The organism is Ruegeria sp. AI3, assembly GCF_056541245.1.
Window position 1 is genome coordinate 684,241 of record NZ_JBQFYA010000001.1, and the last position, 17,124, is coordinate 701,364.

At 58.6% G+C, this 17,124-nt stretch carries 18 protein-coding genes, 1 tRNA gene and 1 riboswitch; of the genes, 12 read left to right on the forward strand and 7 right to left on the reverse strand.

Features of this window, described 5'->3' with window-relative positions; all coding sequences use genetic code 11:
- The first annotated feature begins 18 nt into the window (after positions 1 to 18).
- The 4 genes from ACRZ95_RS03405 to ACRZ95_RS03420 all read left to right on the forward strand — a co-directional run bounded on the left by ACRZ95_RS03405 (position 19) and on the right by ACRZ95_RS03420 (position 4,060).
- Positions 19 to 567 carry an NYN domain-containing protein gene (locus tag ACRZ95_RS03405; RefSeq protein WP_480554507.1) on the forward strand — a complete coding sequence of 183 codons (549 nt, stop codon included), beginning with the start codon at positions 19 to 21 and terminating at the stop codon, positions 565 to 567.
- Between the two features lie 111 nt (positions 568 to 678).
- Positions 679 to 2,637 carry a DNA topoisomerase IV subunit B gene (gene parE / locus ACRZ95_RS03410; protein WP_170676583.1) on the forward strand — a complete coding sequence of 653 codons (1,959 nt, stop codon included), beginning with the start codon at positions 679 to 681 and terminating at the stop codon, positions 2,635 to 2,637.
- A complete protein-coding gene (locus ACRZ95_RS03415; protein WP_480554509.1) occupies positions 2,637 to 3,260 on the forward strand; it encodes a hypothetical protein in 624 nt (207 codons plus the stop codon). Before parE ends, ACRZ95_RS03415 begins: the two co-directional genes overlap by 1 nt.
- A 518-nt stretch (positions 3,261 to 3,778) precedes the next feature.
- Complete coding sequence (locus tag ACRZ95_RS03420) at positions 3,779 to 4,060, forward strand: DUF1496 domain-containing protein (RefSeq protein ID WP_170676585.1); 282 nt, start codon at positions 3,779 to 3,781, stop codon at positions 4,058 to 4,060.
- A 13-nt stretch (positions 4,061 to 4,073) separates the two neighbouring features.
- Here the strand turns inward: ACRZ95_RS03420 and ACRZ95_RS03425 are convergent, their stop codons facing one another.
- Complete coding sequence (locus ACRZ95_RS03425) at positions 4,074 to 4,844, reverse strand: alpha/beta fold hydrolase (protein ID WP_170676587.1); 771 nt, start codon at positions 4,842 to 4,844, stop codon at positions 4,074 to 4,076.
- Positions 4,845 to 4,947: 103 nt separating this feature from the next.
- On the opposite strand from ACRZ95_RS03425, the gene ACRZ95_RS03430 reads away from it, so the two are divergent.
- The 3 genes from ACRZ95_RS03430 to ACRZ95_RS03440 all read left to right on the forward strand — a co-directional run bounded on the left by ACRZ95_RS03430 (position 4,948) and on the right by ACRZ95_RS03440 (position 7,647).
- Entirely contained in the window at positions 4,948 to 5,775 is an 828-nt protein-coding gene (locus ACRZ95_RS03430; protein WP_480554511.1) for a hypothetical protein, read from the forward strand.
- A gap of 89 nt (positions 5,776 to 5,864) precedes the next feature.
- Positions 5,865 to 6,602: a CAF17-like 4Fe-4S cluster assembly/insertion protein YgfZ gene (gene ygfZ / locus ACRZ95_RS03435; RefSeq protein WP_170676588.1), complete on the forward strand. Its 738-nt coding sequence runs from the start codon at positions 5,865 to 5,867 to the stop codon at positions 6,600 to 6,602.
- Positions 6,603 to 6,711: 109 nt separating this feature from the next.
- Positions 6,712 to 7,647 carry an ABC transporter transmembrane domain-containing protein gene (locus ACRZ95_RS03440; protein ID WP_170639490.1) on the forward strand — a complete coding sequence of 312 codons (936 nt, stop codon included), beginning with the start codon at positions 6,712 to 6,714 and terminating at the stop codon, positions 7,645 to 7,647.
- A gap of 55 nt (positions 7,648 to 7,702) precedes the next feature.
- Here ACRZ95_RS03440 and efp read toward each other — a convergent pair whose 3' ends face one another.
- Entirely contained in the window at positions 7,703 to 8,266 is a 564-nt protein-coding gene (gene efp, locus ACRZ95_RS03445) for an elongation factor P (protein WP_170459112.1), read from the reverse strand.
- A 218-nt stretch (positions 8,267 to 8,484) separates the two neighbouring features.
- On the opposite strand from efp, the gene ACRZ95_RS03450 reads away from it, so the two are divergent.
- Positions 8,485 to 8,805: a DUF6280 family protein gene (locus ACRZ95_RS03450; RefSeq protein WP_108785849.1), complete on the forward strand. Its 321-nt coding sequence runs from the start codon at positions 8,485 to 8,487 to the stop codon at positions 8,803 to 8,805.
- 67 nt (positions 8,806 to 8,872) lie between these two features.
- On the opposite strand, the gene ACRZ95_RS03455 is transcribed toward ACRZ95_RS03450, so the two are convergent.
- Positions 8,873 to 9,442, reverse strand: coding sequence for a cobalamin biosynthesis protein CobQ (locus ACRZ95_RS03455; RefSeq protein WP_170676590.1), 570 nt, complete (start codon positions 9,440 to 9,442; stop codon positions 8,873 to 8,875).
- A gap of 60 nt (positions 9,443 to 9,502) precedes the next feature.
- On the opposite strand from ACRZ95_RS03455, the gene ACRZ95_RS03460 reads away from it, so the two are divergent.
- Positions 9,503 to 10,960 (forward strand): cobyric acid synthase, encoded by a 1,458-nt coding sequence (locus ACRZ95_RS03460; protein WP_170676592.1) that lies wholly within the window; start codon positions 9,503 to 9,505, stop codon positions 10,958 to 10,960.
- Positions 10,961 to 10,964: 4 nt separating this feature from the next.
- Here ACRZ95_RS03460 and ACRZ95_RS03465 read toward each other — a convergent pair whose 3' ends face one another.
- The 3 genes from ACRZ95_RS03465 to ACRZ95_RS03475 all read right to left on the reverse strand — a co-directional run bounded on the left by ACRZ95_RS03465 (position 10,965) and on the right by ACRZ95_RS03475 (position 13,973).
- The gene (locus ACRZ95_RS03465) at positions 10,965 to 11,720 is read right to left on the reverse strand and encodes a hypothetical protein (protein WP_480554514.1); all 756 of its coding nucleotides are present in this window, start codon (positions 11,718 to 11,720) and stop codon (positions 10,965 to 10,967) included.
- Between the two features lie 86 nt (positions 11,721 to 11,806).
- The gene (locus ACRZ95_RS03470; RefSeq protein WP_170676596.1) at positions 11,807 to 13,225 is read right to left on the reverse strand and encodes a TolC family outer membrane protein; all 1,419 of its coding nucleotides are present in this window, start codon (positions 13,223 to 13,225) and stop codon (positions 11,807 to 11,809) included.
- A gap of 94 nt (positions 13,226 to 13,319) precedes the next feature.
- The gene (locus ACRZ95_RS03475; RefSeq protein ID WP_170676598.1) at positions 13,320 to 13,973 is read right to left on the reverse strand and encodes a protein-L-isoaspartate O-methyltransferase family protein; all 654 of its coding nucleotides are present in this window, start codon (positions 13,971 to 13,973) and stop codon (positions 13,320 to 13,322) included.
- 221 nt (positions 13,974 to 14,194) lie between these two features.
- Between ACRZ95_RS03475 and ACRZ95_RS03480 the strand changes: the two genes are divergently transcribed.
- A tRNA-Cys gene (locus ACRZ95_RS03480) sits at positions 14,195 to 14,268 on the forward strand.
- A 39-nt stretch (positions 14,269 to 14,307) separates the two neighbouring features.
- On the opposite strand, the gene ACRZ95_RS03485 is transcribed toward ACRZ95_RS03480, so the two are convergent.
- Positions 14,308 to 15,378: an NAD(P)-dependent oxidoreductase gene (locus ACRZ95_RS03485; RefSeq protein WP_480554516.1), complete on the reverse strand. Its 1,071-nt coding sequence runs from the start codon at positions 15,376 to 15,378 to the stop codon at positions 14,308 to 14,310.
- Positions 15,379 to 15,404: 26 nt separating this feature from the next.
- Positions 15,405 to 15,608, forward strand: a riboswitch (cobalamin riboswitch).
- Positions 15,609 to 15,691: 83 nt separating this feature from the next.
- On the opposite strand from ACRZ95_RS03485, the gene ACRZ95_RS03490 reads away from it, so the two are divergent.
- Together ACRZ95_RS03490 and cobW are read left to right on the forward strand one after the other, a co-directional pair.
- Complete coding sequence (locus ACRZ95_RS03490) at positions 15,692 to 16,072, forward strand: DUF1636 domain-containing protein (RefSeq protein ID WP_170676600.1); 381 nt, start codon at positions 15,692 to 15,694, stop codon at positions 16,070 to 16,072.
- Complete coding sequence (gene cobW / locus ACRZ95_RS03495) at positions 16,069 to 17,124, forward strand: cobalamin biosynthesis protein CobW (RefSeq protein WP_170676602.1); 1,056 nt, start codon at positions 16,069 to 16,071, stop codon at positions 17,122 to 17,124. The genes ACRZ95_RS03490 and cobW overlap by 4 nt, the downstream gene beginning before the upstream one ends.

Sequence of the window (17,124 nt, forward strand, 5' to 3'; positions counted from 1 at the left end):
TCATTTCCAGAGGCCACTGTGCGTATTCTCATTTTTGCTTTACTTCTATCCTCCGCCGCTACTGCCTTTGCCGTCCTTTCTCTGATTTCTACCGATTGGCTTTTGCTAGCTGCCCCTTGCGCCATGGCCAGTGCGCTTTTGATCCTGGCACGATTGCTTAAGCGCAAGCCTCGCAGCTGGGCTGTTGTCGATGGATCGAATGTCATGCATTGGAAGGATGGCGAGCCTCGCATAGAAACGGTGCGAGAAGTAGTCGAGAGACTGACCGGCGCCGGTCTAACGCCCGGCGTAGTCTTCGACGCTAACGTGGGCTACAAGATCAAGGGCCGCTACCTGCACCACAACGCCCTTGCCGATCTGCTAAACCTGCCCGAGGATCGCGTCATGGTGGCCCCCAGCGGCACGCCCGCCGACCCCCTGGTGCTGCAAGTTGCTAAAGATTATGGGGCAATCGTCGTATCAAACGACCGCTTCCGCGACTGGGCCGAGGAGTTTGGCGCGGTTTTGCAACCGGAATACTCCGTGCGTGGCGGATACAGGGATGGGGCGCTTTGGCTGTCTTTGTAAGATGTCAATCGCCGACATTTAGGCAATCCATCCACAAGACCTCGGGTCCCTCTTCCCCCGACCCACATCACCTGCCATAATGGGGGAAACTCAAAAACAAGAGCAGCACCGATGCCCGACGATCTGTTGACGCCCAGCGCGACCGCCACCTACGACGCCTCCTCGATCGAGGTGCTTGAAGGGTTGGAACCGGTCCGAAAACGCCCCGGTATGTATATCGGCGGCACGGATGAGCGCGCTTTGCACCATATGGTCGCCGAGATCCTCGACAACTCGATGGACGAGGCGGTCGCTGGTCACGCCAACCGGATCGAGGTCGAGCTGCACGCAGACTACGCCCTGACGGTGCGCGACAACGGGCGTGGCATTCCGATCGACCCGCACCCCAAATTCCCGGACAAATCCGCGCTTGAGGTCATCCTATGCACCCTGCACGCGGGCGGTAAATTCTCGGGCAAGGCCTATCAGACCTCGGGCGGTCTACACGGTGTGGGTGCTTCGGTAGTGAACGCGCTGTCGGATTCGATGGTCGTGCAGGTGGCGCGAGACAAAACGCTGTTCGAGCAGCGTTTCTCGCGTGGGATCCCTCTGGGTCCAGTGGAAAAGGTCGGTGCGGCCCCGAACCGGCGCGGCACGACCGTGACCTTCCACGCAGACGCCGAGATCTTCGGCCATCACAAGTTCAAACCGGCGCGGCTGTTCAAATCCATCCGCTCCAAGGCCTACCTGTTCTCGGGTGTGGAAATCCGCTGGAAATCGGCCATCGACGACGGCGAAACCCCGACCGAGGCCACCTTCCACTTCCCTGGCGGCCTGTCGGACTATTTGAAGGAGACGATGAACGGCTCCTCCACCTATGCCGAGCAGCCCTTTGCCGGCACTGTGGATTTCAACGAAAAATTCGGAACGCCGGGCAAAGTCGAATGGGCGATCAATTGGACACCTTCGCGCGACGGGTTCATCCAATCCTATTGTAACACCGTTCCCACGCCCGAAGGCGGCACCCATGTCGCCGGTTTCTGGGCCGCGGTTCTCAAGGGGATCAAGGCCTATGGGGAACTGATCAACAACAAGAAAGCCGGTCAGATCACCCGCGATGACCTGATCACCGGCGGCTGTGCATTAGTGTCGTGCTTTATCAGCGAGCCCGAATTCGTCGGCCAGACCAAAGATCGTCTGGCCACGGTCGAGGCGCAGCGGCTGGTCGAAAACTCTGTCCGGGACCATTTCGACAACTGGCTGGCTGCCGACACGAAATCCGCCGGGGCGATCCTCGACTTTCTCATCCTGAGGGCTGAGGAACGCCTGCGCCGACGGGCCGAGAAGGAAACACAACGCAAGTCCGCCACTAAGAAACTTCGTCTCCCCGGCAAGCTGGTGGACTGCTCTAGTTCAACACGCGACGGCACCGAGTTATTCATCGTCGAAGGCGACTCGGCGGGCGGATCGGCCAAAATGGGACGCGACCGAAAAACACAGGCCCTGCTGCCCCTGCGCGGCAAAATCCTGAACGTGCTGGGAGCGGCCAGTTCGAAACTGGGGACCAATGCCGAGATCAACGATCTGACCCAAGCGCTGGGTGTAGGGCTTGGCACCAAATTCAACGTCGACGACCTGCGCTATGACAAGATCATCATCATGACCGACGCGGATGTGGACGGCGCGCATATCGCCTCGCTGCTGATGACGTTCTTCTTCACCCAAATGCGGCCAATGATCGACGCAGGTCACCTGTATCTCGCCTGCCCACCCCTTTACCGTCTGACCCAAGGCGCGAAACGCGTCTACTGTCTGGACGAGGCCGAGCGTGACGAATGGCTGGAGAAAGGTCTGGGCGGCAAAGGCAAGATCGACGTCTCACGCTTCAAGGGGCTGGGTGAAATGGATGCCAAGGACCTGAAAGAGACCACGATGGACCCGGCATCCCGCAAACTGATCCGCGTCACCATCGACGAGGACGAACCCGGCGAAACCGGCGATCTGGTCGAGCGCCTGATGGGCAAAAAACCCGAACTGCGGTTCCAGTATATTCAGGAGAACGCGCGGTTTGTGGAAGAGTTGGATGTTTAGTGGCTAACAAGAAAATCGGCACCTGCCTCCTCACTGGGAAGACCGACAAGCTCGTCAAATGCCATATTTTACCGCAAGCCTTCACTCGTCCTGCAATAAACGGTGAGCCGCTTCTTCAGTCGACAAAAGGTGAAGGCCATAGAAGGCGTTGGACGAGTTGGTATGACGCTTCACTAGTGGCACGTGCCGGCGAAGACATTCTAAGCGCGATCGATGACGTAGCTATAAAGGAACTGAGACGAGCGAAATTGGTGTGGTCAGGTTGGGGAATCGTGCCACCGGTTTTCGAGCCGATTGGCCCGTACCTGCCAGACCATGGCCTACGTACCGTCAAAAAAATCAATCAGGAAGCCATCTGGAGGTTTTTTTGGAGTATCGCATGGCGAGCTAGTGTTTCCCAAATAGCTGATATGAAGTACTTTCAGCTTCCCGAGGAAGTTGAGGTAATGGCGCGAGATGCCATCTTGAAGCAGAGAACCTCATGCTTGGAACTTCCAGTGTCACTTATCCAGTTGTCTACCAAGGGAGAAGCACACAATCATTCCCCATCATTGATACGAAATTACAACCAAGTTCAGATGGCAAAAACGAGAAGCAGGTACCTTTCGCTAGAGTTTACGTAGATGGGTTAGTCGCGCACCTTGAGTTCTCGCCAATATCCAAAACACACGACGGGGATCTCTCAATCTGGCTTGGCGATCGACCTAACATTGCTGTCAGCACGATTTCATACGAAGCCTCATTTCACTATCAGAATATGCTGAACATAGCTTACGAAAGCTATTTTGGCCCTCTTAGTGAGTCTGCCTAACTATTCCCAAGCAATCCTTCTCGCCCATGTAAGTCGATAACGCGCGGCATCTTCGCCCCCCGAAGCAAGCGTAGGATGGGTTTCCAACCCATCAAATTTCCCGCCTCCAGATGGGTGTAAACACCCATCCTACACCACCACAATCCCGGCGTCCGATCTCAGCGATATCCCCGTAGGCCGGGCTTCAGCCCGGCACACCGCAACCCCCTTGCCTAACCCGTTGATCCCGTTCACACTTACCCTCAAACCGTCATCCAAGAACGACATTTGAGGTTCCGAGCGTCCAAGACCCAATCTAACCACGAACAGAGTTTCGAACGGGAGGACGACATGAAAACACTTACCCTAGGTCTGGCGCTGGCCGTACTGGCCTCGACCGCCGCCGCGCAGCAAACGCTTAGCCTTGCATCGCCCATACCGGATGGGGCCGAGAGCCGGTTCTGCTACTACGAAGGCTTGGCCTATTCCGAAGACGCCTTTGTCCTGCTGGTCGGCGACAACACCGTCACCGACACAATTTCCACCGTGCAGGAACGCCTGTTACGATGCCACCGCGACAGCGACGGTACCCTGAAATGGCGACCACAGAGTACATTCTCTACCAATAACTAACGAGCCTGCCGCCCTACCCCACCTTTTGATCCAGCCAGTCCGCGATCTGCGCGACTGGTCCCTCCCATCCCGGTTCCATGAACAAGAAATGTGCGTGGTTTTCGGCAGGCAAAAAGGTCGCACGGTCTCCGTAGAGATCCGCTAAGGCGCGGCAGGTGTTGGGGTTCACGGCCCGGTCCTCGGTGCCGGACACTATCAGCACGGGGCATTCGACCTTGTCGATATCCACTTTCATCGCGTGGTGGTCGTCGAACATCCAGAAGAACATCTCGAACATCACCCGCCCGCTTTCCGGACCAAGCCGATCGAAGACCGCGTGTTGTTGCGCCTCGGGCAGCTTGTTCAGCGCGAACGGGGCCATGAGATCGAAATCGACCCGCATGGGCTGCTTCCAGAAGGCCCCACCCTCCATCAACGCACGCGGCACGGCGCGTTCATCGTCGGTCTCGGGCAGAGTGCCCCAGGCGGCGTTTGGGTTGATCAGCACGATTGCACTGGCCAGGCCGCGCGCGGCGACCTGTTGCGCCACGACCCCGGCAATGGCGTGGCCCAGCAGCACAGGCTTGCTGTCGAGCCCTTCGACAAACTCCGCGATATCATCCGCATAGTCCATGACGCTCGTGTCAGTCAGGCCCGGATCAGGTTCGGCCTTGGGGTCCGCATCGTGATACCGCAGAGCCGGGGTGTGGACCGTCCAACCGCGGTCACGGAAAAAACCAGCGTAGTCCTCCATACACCAAGGGCCGGCAAACGCGCCGTGGATCAGGACAATATGCTTCTTCATAAAAACCTCCCACCTATTTCCGCCCAGTATGGTCATCCTGAAAGACGAAACAACAGCGCGTGATCGCTGTTGCGTGAGGGGGCGGACCACTTAAACTTGTCTCATGACTTTTGTGACCGAAAACCAATTGCCTCTGCTGATCCTATTCTTCCTGATCGGATCGGTTGGAACGGGCTTTCTGTTTCGTAAACCAGCCGGGCACAGGGCGTGGAAGCTGGCCGATTTGGTTTGGGTGGTCCTCGGCGGGATCGGCGCTCTGGTAGCCGTTCTAGCGGGGCTTTATACATCCGACAGCTCGCAGCTGGATCGGCAGATAGACGTGGCCTACGCAGCATCCTCGGCTTTTGACCGTGATGCGGCGCGGTTCCGGTTGCGGTTTTGCGACCCCGCCTATGACCCCGACACCGGTGCCTTGTGCGAAAAGGTCGAGTTTCTGTCGGCCTCAACCGCCAGCAATACCGATCTGCCTCTTTTCATCGCGGTCACAAACGAGGTCGCCCCCCTGCAGGGTTTGCATTTCCTGTTCGGTCGGCAAGAAAAAGACGAGATGGAGGAGATGGCTGCCAAAGCCGATGCATTCGATATTGAACAATTTCTGGTCTTCACCTCGCTGGATGACGAAACCCAAACCGCCATCGACAATTTGCGCCGCAAAGTCCCCGCAATTGCCGGAGACTATCTGATCCTCGCCCAAAGCTACGATGAGCTGATCGAGCAGGTCAGCAAGCTGAAAGATGAATGGGAGTATCTGCAGGCCAACGCCCACATTCTTGTTCTACAGATCGTAGCGCTGTGTCTTGTCAGTTTTGCCGCGCCCTTCCGATTGGGGAAATCCATTGTCGAGCTGCGGACAACGCGGCATCCTGACGCGCCGCAGGAGGTGACCGATACAGCGCCTGACAGCCCTAGCAAAGCGCAGGCAGACAGCTAGTGCAGGCCTGTCAAAGCACCGAAACCTACTGGTCTCGGCCACAAAACTCCCTATATCTCGGGGCCGAGGCAGATGATAAGGACCACGCCATGCCAACCCGTCGCATATTGCGCCTGACCGGCTCGGATACCGAGAGCTTTTTGCAGGACCTGATCACAAATGACATCAGCGGGCTGGATGCAGGGCTGGTCTATGCCGCGCTATTGACGCCGCAGGGCAAATACCTGGCCGATTTCTTCCTGAAACGCGACGGCGACGCCTTGTTGCTGGATGTGGCCGAGTCGTTGGCGGATGGCCTGATCAAACGGTTAGGCATGTACAAGCTGCGGGCGGATGTGGCGATCGAGGCCTCGGGCCTTAACCTGCATCGTGGCACCGGGCCTGCGCCAGAGGGCGCACTGCCTGACCCGCGTCATCCTGACTTGGGCTGGCGGGCTTACATCGCGTCGACGGAAAGCGATGATGATACCGATTGGGACGCAATCCGCGTGCGCCATTGTATTCCCGAAACCGGCATCGAATTGCACCCGGACAGCTATATCCTCGAATCCCGGTTCGAACCGCTGCAGGGCGTCGACTTCAAAAAGGGCTGCTATGTCGGTCAAGAGGTGACTGCGCGCATGAAACACAAGACTGAGCTGCGCAAAGGACTGTGTCGCGTCGCCATCGACGGGGCAGCCCCTGTGGGCAGCGCGATTGAGGCCAACGGCAAGCCGGTGGGCACCCTGTTCACGCAATCGGGCGGCCACGCCATCGCCTATCTGCGCTTTGATCGGGCAACCGGTGACATGCAGGCCGACGCGGCCACGATCCGTCTGATCGACTGATTTTTTGTTGCTCAATCGGCACGTGGCCAAAGCGGTTTCAACGCTGACCCTTTGAACCCCGGTCCCCGCCCTGCCACAGTGCGGCTATTCGAATGAACCGGATACCCGCATGCTCAGACTTTACTCCGCAATTTGGCGCGCAAGCGCCGGGCGTCAGATCCTACTGATCCTACTCTCGGTGGCCGTGGCCGCTCTGGCCGCTGTTCCGCTGGAGTTTCAACGCGCAATCGTCAACCATCTGACCTCGCTCGATGTGGGCGCAGAACGCCTGGTCTATCTGGGTCTTGGCATGATGGGGGTGATCCTGCTGAGCCTCGCGTTGAAATGGGTTCTGGGTTACCGCGCGGGTACTTTGGGCGAGGACATGATCCGCTTGATCCGCCAACGCCTGCTTTGGCGGTCCTCAGACATCAACGAAACCGGCGAGAGCGTGCGCAAGGGCACCATGACCACGGCAATCTCGGCCGAGGCGGAGGAGCTGGGCAAATTCGCAGGCGGCGCATTCTCGGACCCGGTGGTCCAGATCGGCACGTTGATCAGTGTCATCGGCTATATCTCATCCACGCAGCCGGGGCTGGGCCTGATCGCCTTTTCGATGATCGTGCCGCAGATCATCATCGTTCTGGTCTCGCAGCGCAAAGTGAATGTCTTCGTGGCCGAACGCGTCCGCATCCTGCGCAGTGCGACCGATCAGCTGACAACCGAGGATCTTGACGCGGTCGAGCAGGATATCAATGCCCTGTTCGACGACATCTATGAAACCCGCAAACGAATGTTCCTGTGGAAGCTCTCAGCCAAGTTCTTGCTGAGCGTGATCAACGGCGCGGGAACGGTCGGCATTTTGATGCTAGGCGGCTGGCTGGTGCTTGAAGGAAAAACCGATGTGGGGACCGTTGTGGCCGCCACCAGTGGCCTCGGCCGCATTCAGGGACCCACGGCCTTCTTGATCGCCTTTTACCGGCAAGTCAGCGCCAACCGGATCAAGTATGAGTTGATGCTAGAGCTGTTTGGCCCTGATCCGACACGCTATCGCCACCGCACATAAAAAGACCGCGCAGCGGCAGGCTAGCGCGGTCTGTTTCAATACATACGGGCGGCGATCAGGCGCGCTCAGAATATTCCATGGTTTCGGTGTTCACCACAATCATCTCGTCCTGACCGATGAACGGAGGCACCATAACCTTGACGCCATTGTCCAGAACCGCCGGTTTGAACGAGTTCGCAGCGGTCTGACCTTTGACCACCGGCTCGGTCTCGACGATCTGGCAAGTGACCTTTTGGGGCAGCGTGGCGTTCAGCGCCTCGGATTCGTAAAACTCGACCACGATGGTCATGCCGTCCTGCAGAAACGGGCGACGCTCGCCCAGCAGGTCTGCAGGCAGTTCGATCTGCTCATAGGTCTCGGCATCCATGAACACCAGCATGCCGTCGGATTCGTACAGGAACTGCTGATCCTTCTGTTCCAGCCGCACACGCTCGACCTTGTCCGCCGACCGGAACCGCTCGTTCAATTTAGACCCGTTGCGCAAGTTGCGCAGTTCGACCTGTGCAAAAGCGCCGCCTTTACCGGGCTTTACATGGTCTACTTTTACAGCCGCCCACAGCCCGTCATTATGCTCAAGCACGTTGCCGGGGCGAATTTCGTTCCCATTGATCTTGGGCATGACATAATTCCTTCACAAACGGTTGATGCGTCAGTTGTCGTCCCTATATCTGGCAGGACCATCCCTGACAAGACAACGACACCTAGTGCTGCACATGCAGCAAGCCATGCAAATGACGCAACGCAACTATGCATTTTAGCTGTATCCGAATCGGAGCTAATAGGTCATAAGGACCGTCACGCCGAAAATGCAAGAGCAAGAACAACAAGGAAGACGAGATGAGAGATTTCGTTGACGGCACTGCCTTTAACAATGAGCAAGGCAATCGTGCGCGTAAACTTTTCGCGGCTGTTGTGCTGGCCGCACTGGATGATGCCATCGCCGATGACAAGAAATACGGCAACGGCCCCGAACAAATCGCCCGCTGGGCCCGCTCGCGCGATGGTCGCGAGGTGCTGTCCTGCGCGGGTATTGACCCGAATGAGCGGGTTGTTAGCGGATTGATGGACTTCGTTGGCCGTGGTGTGCGGACTTCCGTCGCCCTGTCACGCGAAGAAAGCGAGCGTCGCAACGCCGCCCAACAAGCCGAAGCCGCCTGATCCAAGGCGATTTCACTACGAAAAATCGCGCCTCCAGACTTTGGGGCGCGTTTTTCTTTGGCTCTGCCTAGAAGAACAGAACCCATTGCCGTGCGATCCAGATCTCGGCCGCCAGCAGCAGCGCGAAGAAGAGCTTTGCGGACAACGAAAGCCCCCTGCTCCAAAGCACGACATAAGAGCCGACGCATAGCGCGATTGACACCGGCATAACCCAAATCGAGTGATGCGACGTGTCCCAATAGCTGACCGGGCTGTGAAAGACCCAATCGCTCAGTGGCCAGAAATGAGGGCGCCCGTCCCCCGCATGCAGCCCGAAATCCATCATTATATGCAATAGCCCTGCCGATGCCGCGACCGACAGGACTCGCCACCCCCGCCAAAGCCCCAGCGCCAGTGCCAGCCCCCACAGGATGAACGAGTTATCGATGGCGAAAACCGTCTGCCATTGCGGTGAAAAATACAGTTCGTCGAACACCACATGTGGCGGGATGTTGAGAATATGCAAAGACACCGCCGCCATCAGGTACAGCGACAGGTCCGGCAACAGCGACCCCAGCACAGCCGCCCAAAGGATGCGCCCGCGTGCAGGCCGCGCAAAGGCGGCTGCGCCGATCAAAAGATGCGCAGGCGTGTTCATCTGGGGCTTTCCCTTTGGCGTCAAATCAGGTCATTTGCCCCCAACATATAGGAGACGCCAATGGTTCGCGCCATCATGATTCAAGGCACCGGCAGCAATGTCGGCAAATCGGTTCTGGTTGCCGGGTTGGCGCGAGCGTTCACGCGGCGCGGTCTGAGGGTCGCCCCGTTCAAGCCGCAGAACATGTCGAACAACGCGGCTGTGACAGAAAACGGAGGTGAAATCGGACGCGCACAGGCCTTGCAAGCGCGCGCAGCCAAACGCCCGACCCATACGGATATGAACCCGGTCCTGCTCAAGCCCGAAACGGACACCGGCGCGCAGATCATCGTGCAGGGGCAGCGTGCCGGAACCATGAAGGCGGGCGACTATCGCAAGGACAAATCCAAACTGCTGGGGGCCGCGCTCGAAAGCTTTGACCGGCTGTGCGGCGACGCTGATTTGGTCCTGATTGAGGGCGCGGGCAGCCCGGCTGAGACAAACCTGCGCAAAGGTGACATCGCCAATATGGGTTTCGCCTGCGCGGCCGGGGCTCCAGTAGTGCTGGTTGGCGATATCCACCGGGGCGGTGTGATTGCGCAAATCGTGGGCACTCAGGCCGTGCTGGACGAGGGCGATCTGGCGATGATCCGTGGCTTTGCCGTCAACCGCTTCAAAGGCGATGTATCTCTGTTTGATGAAGGGCGCGATGATATCGCCTCACGGACCGGCTGGCCTTGCCTGGGTGTTGTGCCCTGGTTCCACGACGCATGGAAACTACCCGCCGAAGATATGATGGACATCCGCTCTCATACCGGTGGGGCCTGCAAGGTTGTGGTGCCTCAACTGGAGCGCATGGCCAATTTCGACGATCTGGACCCTCTGTCGGCTGAGCCCGGCGTCAGTGTCGAGATCATTCCCGCAGGCCGCCCCCTGCCCGGTGATGCCGATCTGGTGCTGTTGCCCGGCAGCAAATCGACCATCGGTGATCTGACCTATTTCCGGAAGCAGGGCTGGGATATCGACCTCTACGCACATGTGCGCCGTGGTGGTCACGTTTTAGGTCTGTGTGGCGGATATCAGATGCTAGGGAAAACGATCTCAGACCCCGAAGGCGTGGATGGCCGCCCCGGCACGGTTGAGGGCCTAGGGCTACTGGACGTTGACACGGTCATGGCGGGCAAGAAACACGTGACCCTAACCGAGGCTTGCGCCCTGCCAAATCGCGAACCCGTCAGCGGCTACGAGATTCACATGGGCCGCACCGAAGGGCCTGATTGCGCACGTGCCTGGCTTGAGGTGCAAGGACGCCCTGAAGGAGCAGCCAGTGCCAATGGGCGCATTCTGGGCAGCTATCTGCATGGGATTTTCTCATCCGATGCCTTCCGTGCGCAGTACCTGTCGGGTTTGGATGTCACCTCCGAGACCGCATACGAAGACGGAGTCGAACAGGCGCTGGATGATCTGGCAGACCATCTTGAACAGCATATGGATCTGGATCTACTGCTGGAGCTTGCTCAGACGCCGCAACGGGCCTGAGCTTCTATTCCAGCTCTTTGGCGGTCAGCGCGCGGTGAATCTCACGCCGGACCATCTTGCGGACATTTCGGGTGATGCGTTCCCCCAACGCGCCCTGAAGCTCGGACCGGACAACCTCGGCGATCATCTCACGCAAGGCCTCCTCCTCGGACGCAGACAACCCGATCTCGTCCTCGATCGCTTCCTCAGGCGCGTCGTCTTCAACTGGGTCTGCTTTAGGAGTGTCCCCATGCCGAACGAATGTCGCCGGTTCTTCTTTCGCGGCATCCGCCTCGCCTGAGGGCGCATCCACATCCTCGGCGTCCTCCTCTTCAAAGGTGGGCGCAGGTATCCAATGCAGCGCCTTCGAGGGCGTGCCGGAATACGCGTCGTCGCTGTCTCCGTCCGGCTCCCATTGGTCCTCGGTTCGCGCGATGGCGGCCTCAAGGGCTTCAATCTTGGCACTCAGGCTGCCGGTCGGGTTGTCCGACGTGGTCTCGTCGCCGACCTCCTCAGCACCATCGTGATTGGCTGCTTCGCCCGGCTGAACAATATCACAGGCCCGCAGGAGCATCGGCTTTGCCGAATCCTCGGGACTGTATTTAGGTTCCAGTTTCAGGGGTTCGGATTTTGGCGCGTCACCAACGCGCAGCGCGTCCGTCAAGACCAATCGGCCCGGCTTGCGTGGAGCGGCCGCAGTATCGGTATCCGACACTTTGCGACCGTCTTCGCTCACCAGTCGTTTTACCGACGACAGTACATCCTCGATACCTGAGGTCATGACGCTATCCGACATTGTTCTCTACCGCTCTATTCTTGAGACCAAGTGTAGCCAAACACGTCGGGCGTCACAACCAGTAGTATAGATCAGTCCCGCCGCAACGCTTTGAGAACGCGATCTAGATCCTTGCTTTGCTTGCTGACCTGCGCCGGAGCCTTTTTGACCAGATTGTAGTACAGCGTCGGATCATAGATCTGCACCGCAAGCCCCAGACGTTCAGCCGTCAGAAGGCCTTGCGCCTGCAGCAGCTGGTATGCCGCCAATGACCGTTCCGTGCGCGAGGCCACCTCGGCCAATTGGGCATCCAGAAGATCCTGCTGAGCGGTCAGCACGTCCAGCGTGGTTCGCGCGCCCAGCGTCGCCTCTTCGCGAATCCCGTCAAAGGCCACTTGCGAGGCCCGGACCCGCTCGGTCGAGGCCGTCAGGCTGGCCGTTGCCGTTTGGAACCGAACAAAGGCATCTGTCACGCCTTGCGTGATGTTCTTCTGCACGTTCAGCAGATTGGCCCGCGACGAATCCCGGGTTGCCATCGCGCGACGTACGTTGGCTGCAAGACGACCGCCTGCATAGATCGGCTGGTTGAAGTTCAGCGAAACCGTGGCGTCGTTGATGTAGTCATCATTGTCATATCGCTGCGTCACACCCGCATCCGCGTTCAGGCTGACATTGGGCCCAAGGTTGGCGCGTTGTTGCTGCACGATCAAATCCAGCGCCCGCACCTGGTGCTGAGCCGATAGAATCGCCGGGTGATTGCGCTGCGCGAGGCTGATTGCCTCGGATTGCGAGCGTGGGAGATTCGGAAGCCCCGGCTGCCCAGCCGTACGCCCCGGCAGTTTGCCGACCGCATTCACATATTCGGCCTGAGCAGTGCTGAGATCCCCTTTGGCATCCGCAAGATCCGCGCGCGAACTGGCCAGCTGCGCCTCAGAAAGAGCCACGTCGGTACGCGTGACTTCACCCACTTCGAAGCGGTCATTCGAGGCCCGAAGTTCCTCGCTCGACAGATCGACGTTGTTTTGCCGAATCTGAACTGTTTCTTCTTGCAGCAGGACGCTCAGATACGCGGTTGCGGCCCGGAAAAGAACTTGCTGCTCGATATCGATCAGCGACTGGCGCGTCGACAGAACCGTTTCCTGTGCGGACTGCTTGCCCAGCACCGATGCCCCGCCATCATACAAAAGCTGGCTGAGCGTCAGACCCGAGAAGAATCGCGACGGGTCGGTGCTTGTTCTGACGGAGTCAGTTCTTGTTCTCGTGTAATCCTGACTGACCTGAACCGTCCAGTTGATGATCGGGCGCAGCGCGGAAAGTGCAATTGCTACGTCTTCATCCGCTGCCCGCAACAGGGCTCGGTTCTGTTCCAGCAGACCGCTGGTGTTATACGCTCCGATGAACGCATCTGTCAGATTGTCAGCCCAGACGGCCCGTCCGGGAACAGTACTCAGGGCAATGGCCGCAGTCACTGCAAGCGCTTTGACCAGCTTTCCCGCTGTCTTTCCACGCATACCAAATCCTCTCAAATCGAAATTACGCTGCCTCTCCGGCAGTTTGCGTCTTTATGTTCAACTAATCAAGGTGGTGGAAACAACAGTCAGCGGACTATAGCGAAAATGCACACTCTTGGGAAAAACCGTCCAAAACCAGCGCACTGGCGTTGAAGGCATCCCGCCAACTGACCACACCACCGGCCTTGCGACCGATGCGAACCGTACCCAGTTGCCCGTCCACAAATAGACATGCGATCCGGCCCTGATCCTTCAATTGGTCCAGCACCGCGTCGGGCACATGTTCGACACCACCTTGTATCATAATCACGTCATAAGGGCCATGCTCGGCAGCCCCTTCTTCAAGAGGACCTACATGGATGACGGCATTATCGACGTTTTCTTCCGTCAGCACGCTTTGCGCCTCAGAGGCAAGATGTTCGTCGGATTCGACGCCTACCACCAGCTGCGCCATTCGAGCGGCGATTGCGGTCGAATACCCGTAGGCCGACGCGATATCGAGGACCATTTCTTCATTGGAGATATTCAGCGCATCCAACATCTTGGCTAGAGTGCGCGGCTCAAGAATGCAGCGGTTGTTGCCCAGATCGATCAACCCTTCGACATAGGCCGCTTCGCGCTGTGCAGTTGGCACAAAGCTTTCACGCGGAACGGACAGCATCGCGTCGATAATTGGAAACTTGGTCACATCCGAGGGTCGTACCTGCGTATCAACCATGGTGCGGCGCCGGGCTGCGAAATCTGACATCTGATCTCTCTTTTCAATCCCTTGGATAAATGGCTTGTGCCACACTCGACCTGTCTCGACAACGGCCCAGATGCCGCAAGCCTGGTTCACGATCCGTTTAGACCGGCCGCCCACAAATATTGATTTGCGGCCCAAAATCGACGGCAATCCTCTGGACGCCCCCGATGAAAGCTGCTAAAACGCCCACCACACCACGGCAAGTATTTGATTTTACTTGAAAAGGCGAGTTGGCGGAGTGGTGACGCAGCGGATTGCAAATCCGTGTACACCGGTTCGATTCCGGTACTCGCCTCCACATCCCCTTCCTCTAAATACCGTCTTCGGAAATCAGTTTTCAGGAGGAACGCCCCTGAGGCACAACCTCGTACCCTGGTTCTTCCGGCTCATCGTCCTGCATTTCCGTAGGAAAACCCGGTGCGCGGATGTCCAAGCCCGTGGCCTCCTCCAGGCGTTTGATGATGTTTGGCGACAACTCACGCTCGCCAAACCGGGCGATGCCATCCTCAAAGATCTTGATCATCACCGGATTGATTTCCAGCGGAACACCGGCGCGGTCGGCGACGTCCTGAAAGAGGCCGATATCCTTTTTCACCAAATCCATCGTAAACGAAATATCGCGCGAACCGTTCAGGATCACCTGGCTTTCCGTTTCGTGCACGAACGAGGTCCCTGACGAGATTTTGATGGCCTCATAGGTGGTGTTCAAATCCATACCGGCGGCCTTGGCGGTGACCAGCGCTTCGGCACAGGTGATCAGGTTGGCCGTGGCAAGATAGTTGGTCAGCACCTTCAGAACCGAGGCCGAGCCGAGCTCTCCGGTGTGCAGAACGCGCCGCCCCATGGTGGTCAGGAAGGGCAAGATAAGTTCGAACGTGTCGCGGTCGCAGCCAGCGAAGATCGAGATATTGCCCGTCGCCGCGCGGTGACAGCCACCCGAGACAGGGCAATCGACTGCGGCCCCTCCGCGCTCCAAAACCAAAGCCCCCAACCGCTTGACCTCAGCCTCGTCGGTGGTGGACATCTCCATCCAGATCTTACCTGGACCAACCTCGGGCAGCATCTCTTGCATCACCGCGTCCGAAGCCGCAGGCGACGGCAGGCAGGTGATCACGGCATCGCAATCGCGCATCATCTGGGCCGGGCTATCAGCCGCTTTGGCCCCCTGCGCGACGAAGGCCTCAACCAGATCGGAACTCAGGTCATGAACCGTCAGGTCGATTCCATTACGCAGCAATGACCCCGACAGCTTGCCGCCCACATTCCCAAGCCCGATAAAACCTACTTTCATGGATTTCGCCTCCGTTTGCGCCCTAAGGCCATGCGACCACGCCTCAGCGCCCGATTCATGCCGCCTAGCGACGCTGGCAGGTCGCTTTTCAACGCACCACAGCGGTCTGGACTGCATCGCGCTTGACAAGCTGAGGGTCGGTGCCGCATGAGCCTCCTGTTGGTGTCTGTGAGAGCAGATGAAAAGGGAATGCGTCAACGGGTTTTCCGCCAAACGCAGCCGCCCCCGCGACCGTGACCGGAGAGGGTGCCCGAGCCACTGGCGCAAAGCCGGGAAGGCGGGACATCCGACAGAGGACGCCTCTGACATCCGCAAGCCGGGAGACCTGCCAGCGCCCGAAGATGAAACCGGACGGGGTGTTCCGGTGTCGGGTCAAGGGACCCGCATGAAACCCCGTCCCCCACGATGAGGATTTGGGGGGATGAGAGACATGACCGAGACCGCTCCGGTCGAATTGCTGGTTTGCACCACCTGTCGTCGCGGACTGCCCGTTGAAGACGACGCGAAACGCCCCGGCACCCTGTTGCACAAGGCGCTTGAACAGGCGGACCTGCCGGAAGGGATAACCCTTAAAGCCGTGGAGTGTTTATCCAACTGCAACGAGGGCTGTTCCATCGTGCTGCGTGGCGGCCCGGAACGCTGGACCTTCGTCTATGAACATCTGAACGAAACCGACCATGTCGACGTGATCGTGGACGGCGCCACCAAGTACCTCGCGACCGAGGACGGCTTGGTCAAATGGCGTGAGCGCCCTGAACACTTCCGCAAAAACTGCGCAGCCCGTATTCCCCCGATTGGAGCCCTGAAATGAGCAACTTGGAAAAACTCCCCGTCACCGTGATCACTGGCTTCTTGGGCTCGGGCAAAACAACTCTCGTTAAGCACCTGATGCAGAACCCGCAAGGCAAGCGTCTGGCCGTGGTTGTTAATGAGTTCGGCGATGTCGGCGTCGATGGCGATATCCTGAAATCCTGCGCGATCCCGGATTGTCCGGCGGAAAACATCATGGAACTGGCGAACGGCTGCATCTGCTGCACTGTGGCCGATGATTTCATCCCGACCATCGAAGCCCTTATGGCGCTGGAGCCGCGCCCCGATCACATCCTGATCGAAACCTCGGGCCTCGCCCTGCCCAAGCCGCTGCTGAAGGCGTTCGACTGGCCCGATATCCGATCGAAAATCACTGTTGATGGCGTGATCGCGCTGGCCGATGCCGAGGCCGTCGCCGCTGGTCGCTTTGCTCCGAATGTCGAAGCGGTGGACGCTCAGCGCATGGCTGATGACTCGATCGACCATGAAACGCCCTTATCCGAGGTGTTTGAGGATCAGATTTCCTGCGCCGATATCATCCTGCTGACCAAGCCTGATCTGGCCGGTCCCGAAGGCGTGGCAAAAGCCAAAGAGATCATCGCCGCCGAGGCCCCTCGCCCGCTGCCCGTTGTCGAAGTGGCCGAAGGCGCCGTGGATGTGCGCGTCGTTCTGGGTCTTGAGGCCGCAGCCGAGGATGACATGGACGCTCGTCCTTCGCATCACGACGGTCACCACGATCACGAGCATGACGATTTCGAAAGCATCATCGTTGATCTGCCGGAACAGTCCGATCCTGCCGATTTGGTCGCCAAGATCGAACGTCTGGCCAATGAGCTGAACATCCTGCGCGTCAAAGGCTATGCCGCCGTGCAAGGCAAGCCGATGCGCCTGCTGGTGCAGGCCGTGGGTGCCCGTGTGCGTCATCAATACGACCGTCCATGGGGCCCCGGTGAGGAACGCCGCTCGCGCATGGTGGTGATCGCCGAGCATGACGATATCAAAGAAGCGGAAATCCGCGATATCCTCGCGGGTGTGACCGAGGCCGCCGAGTAA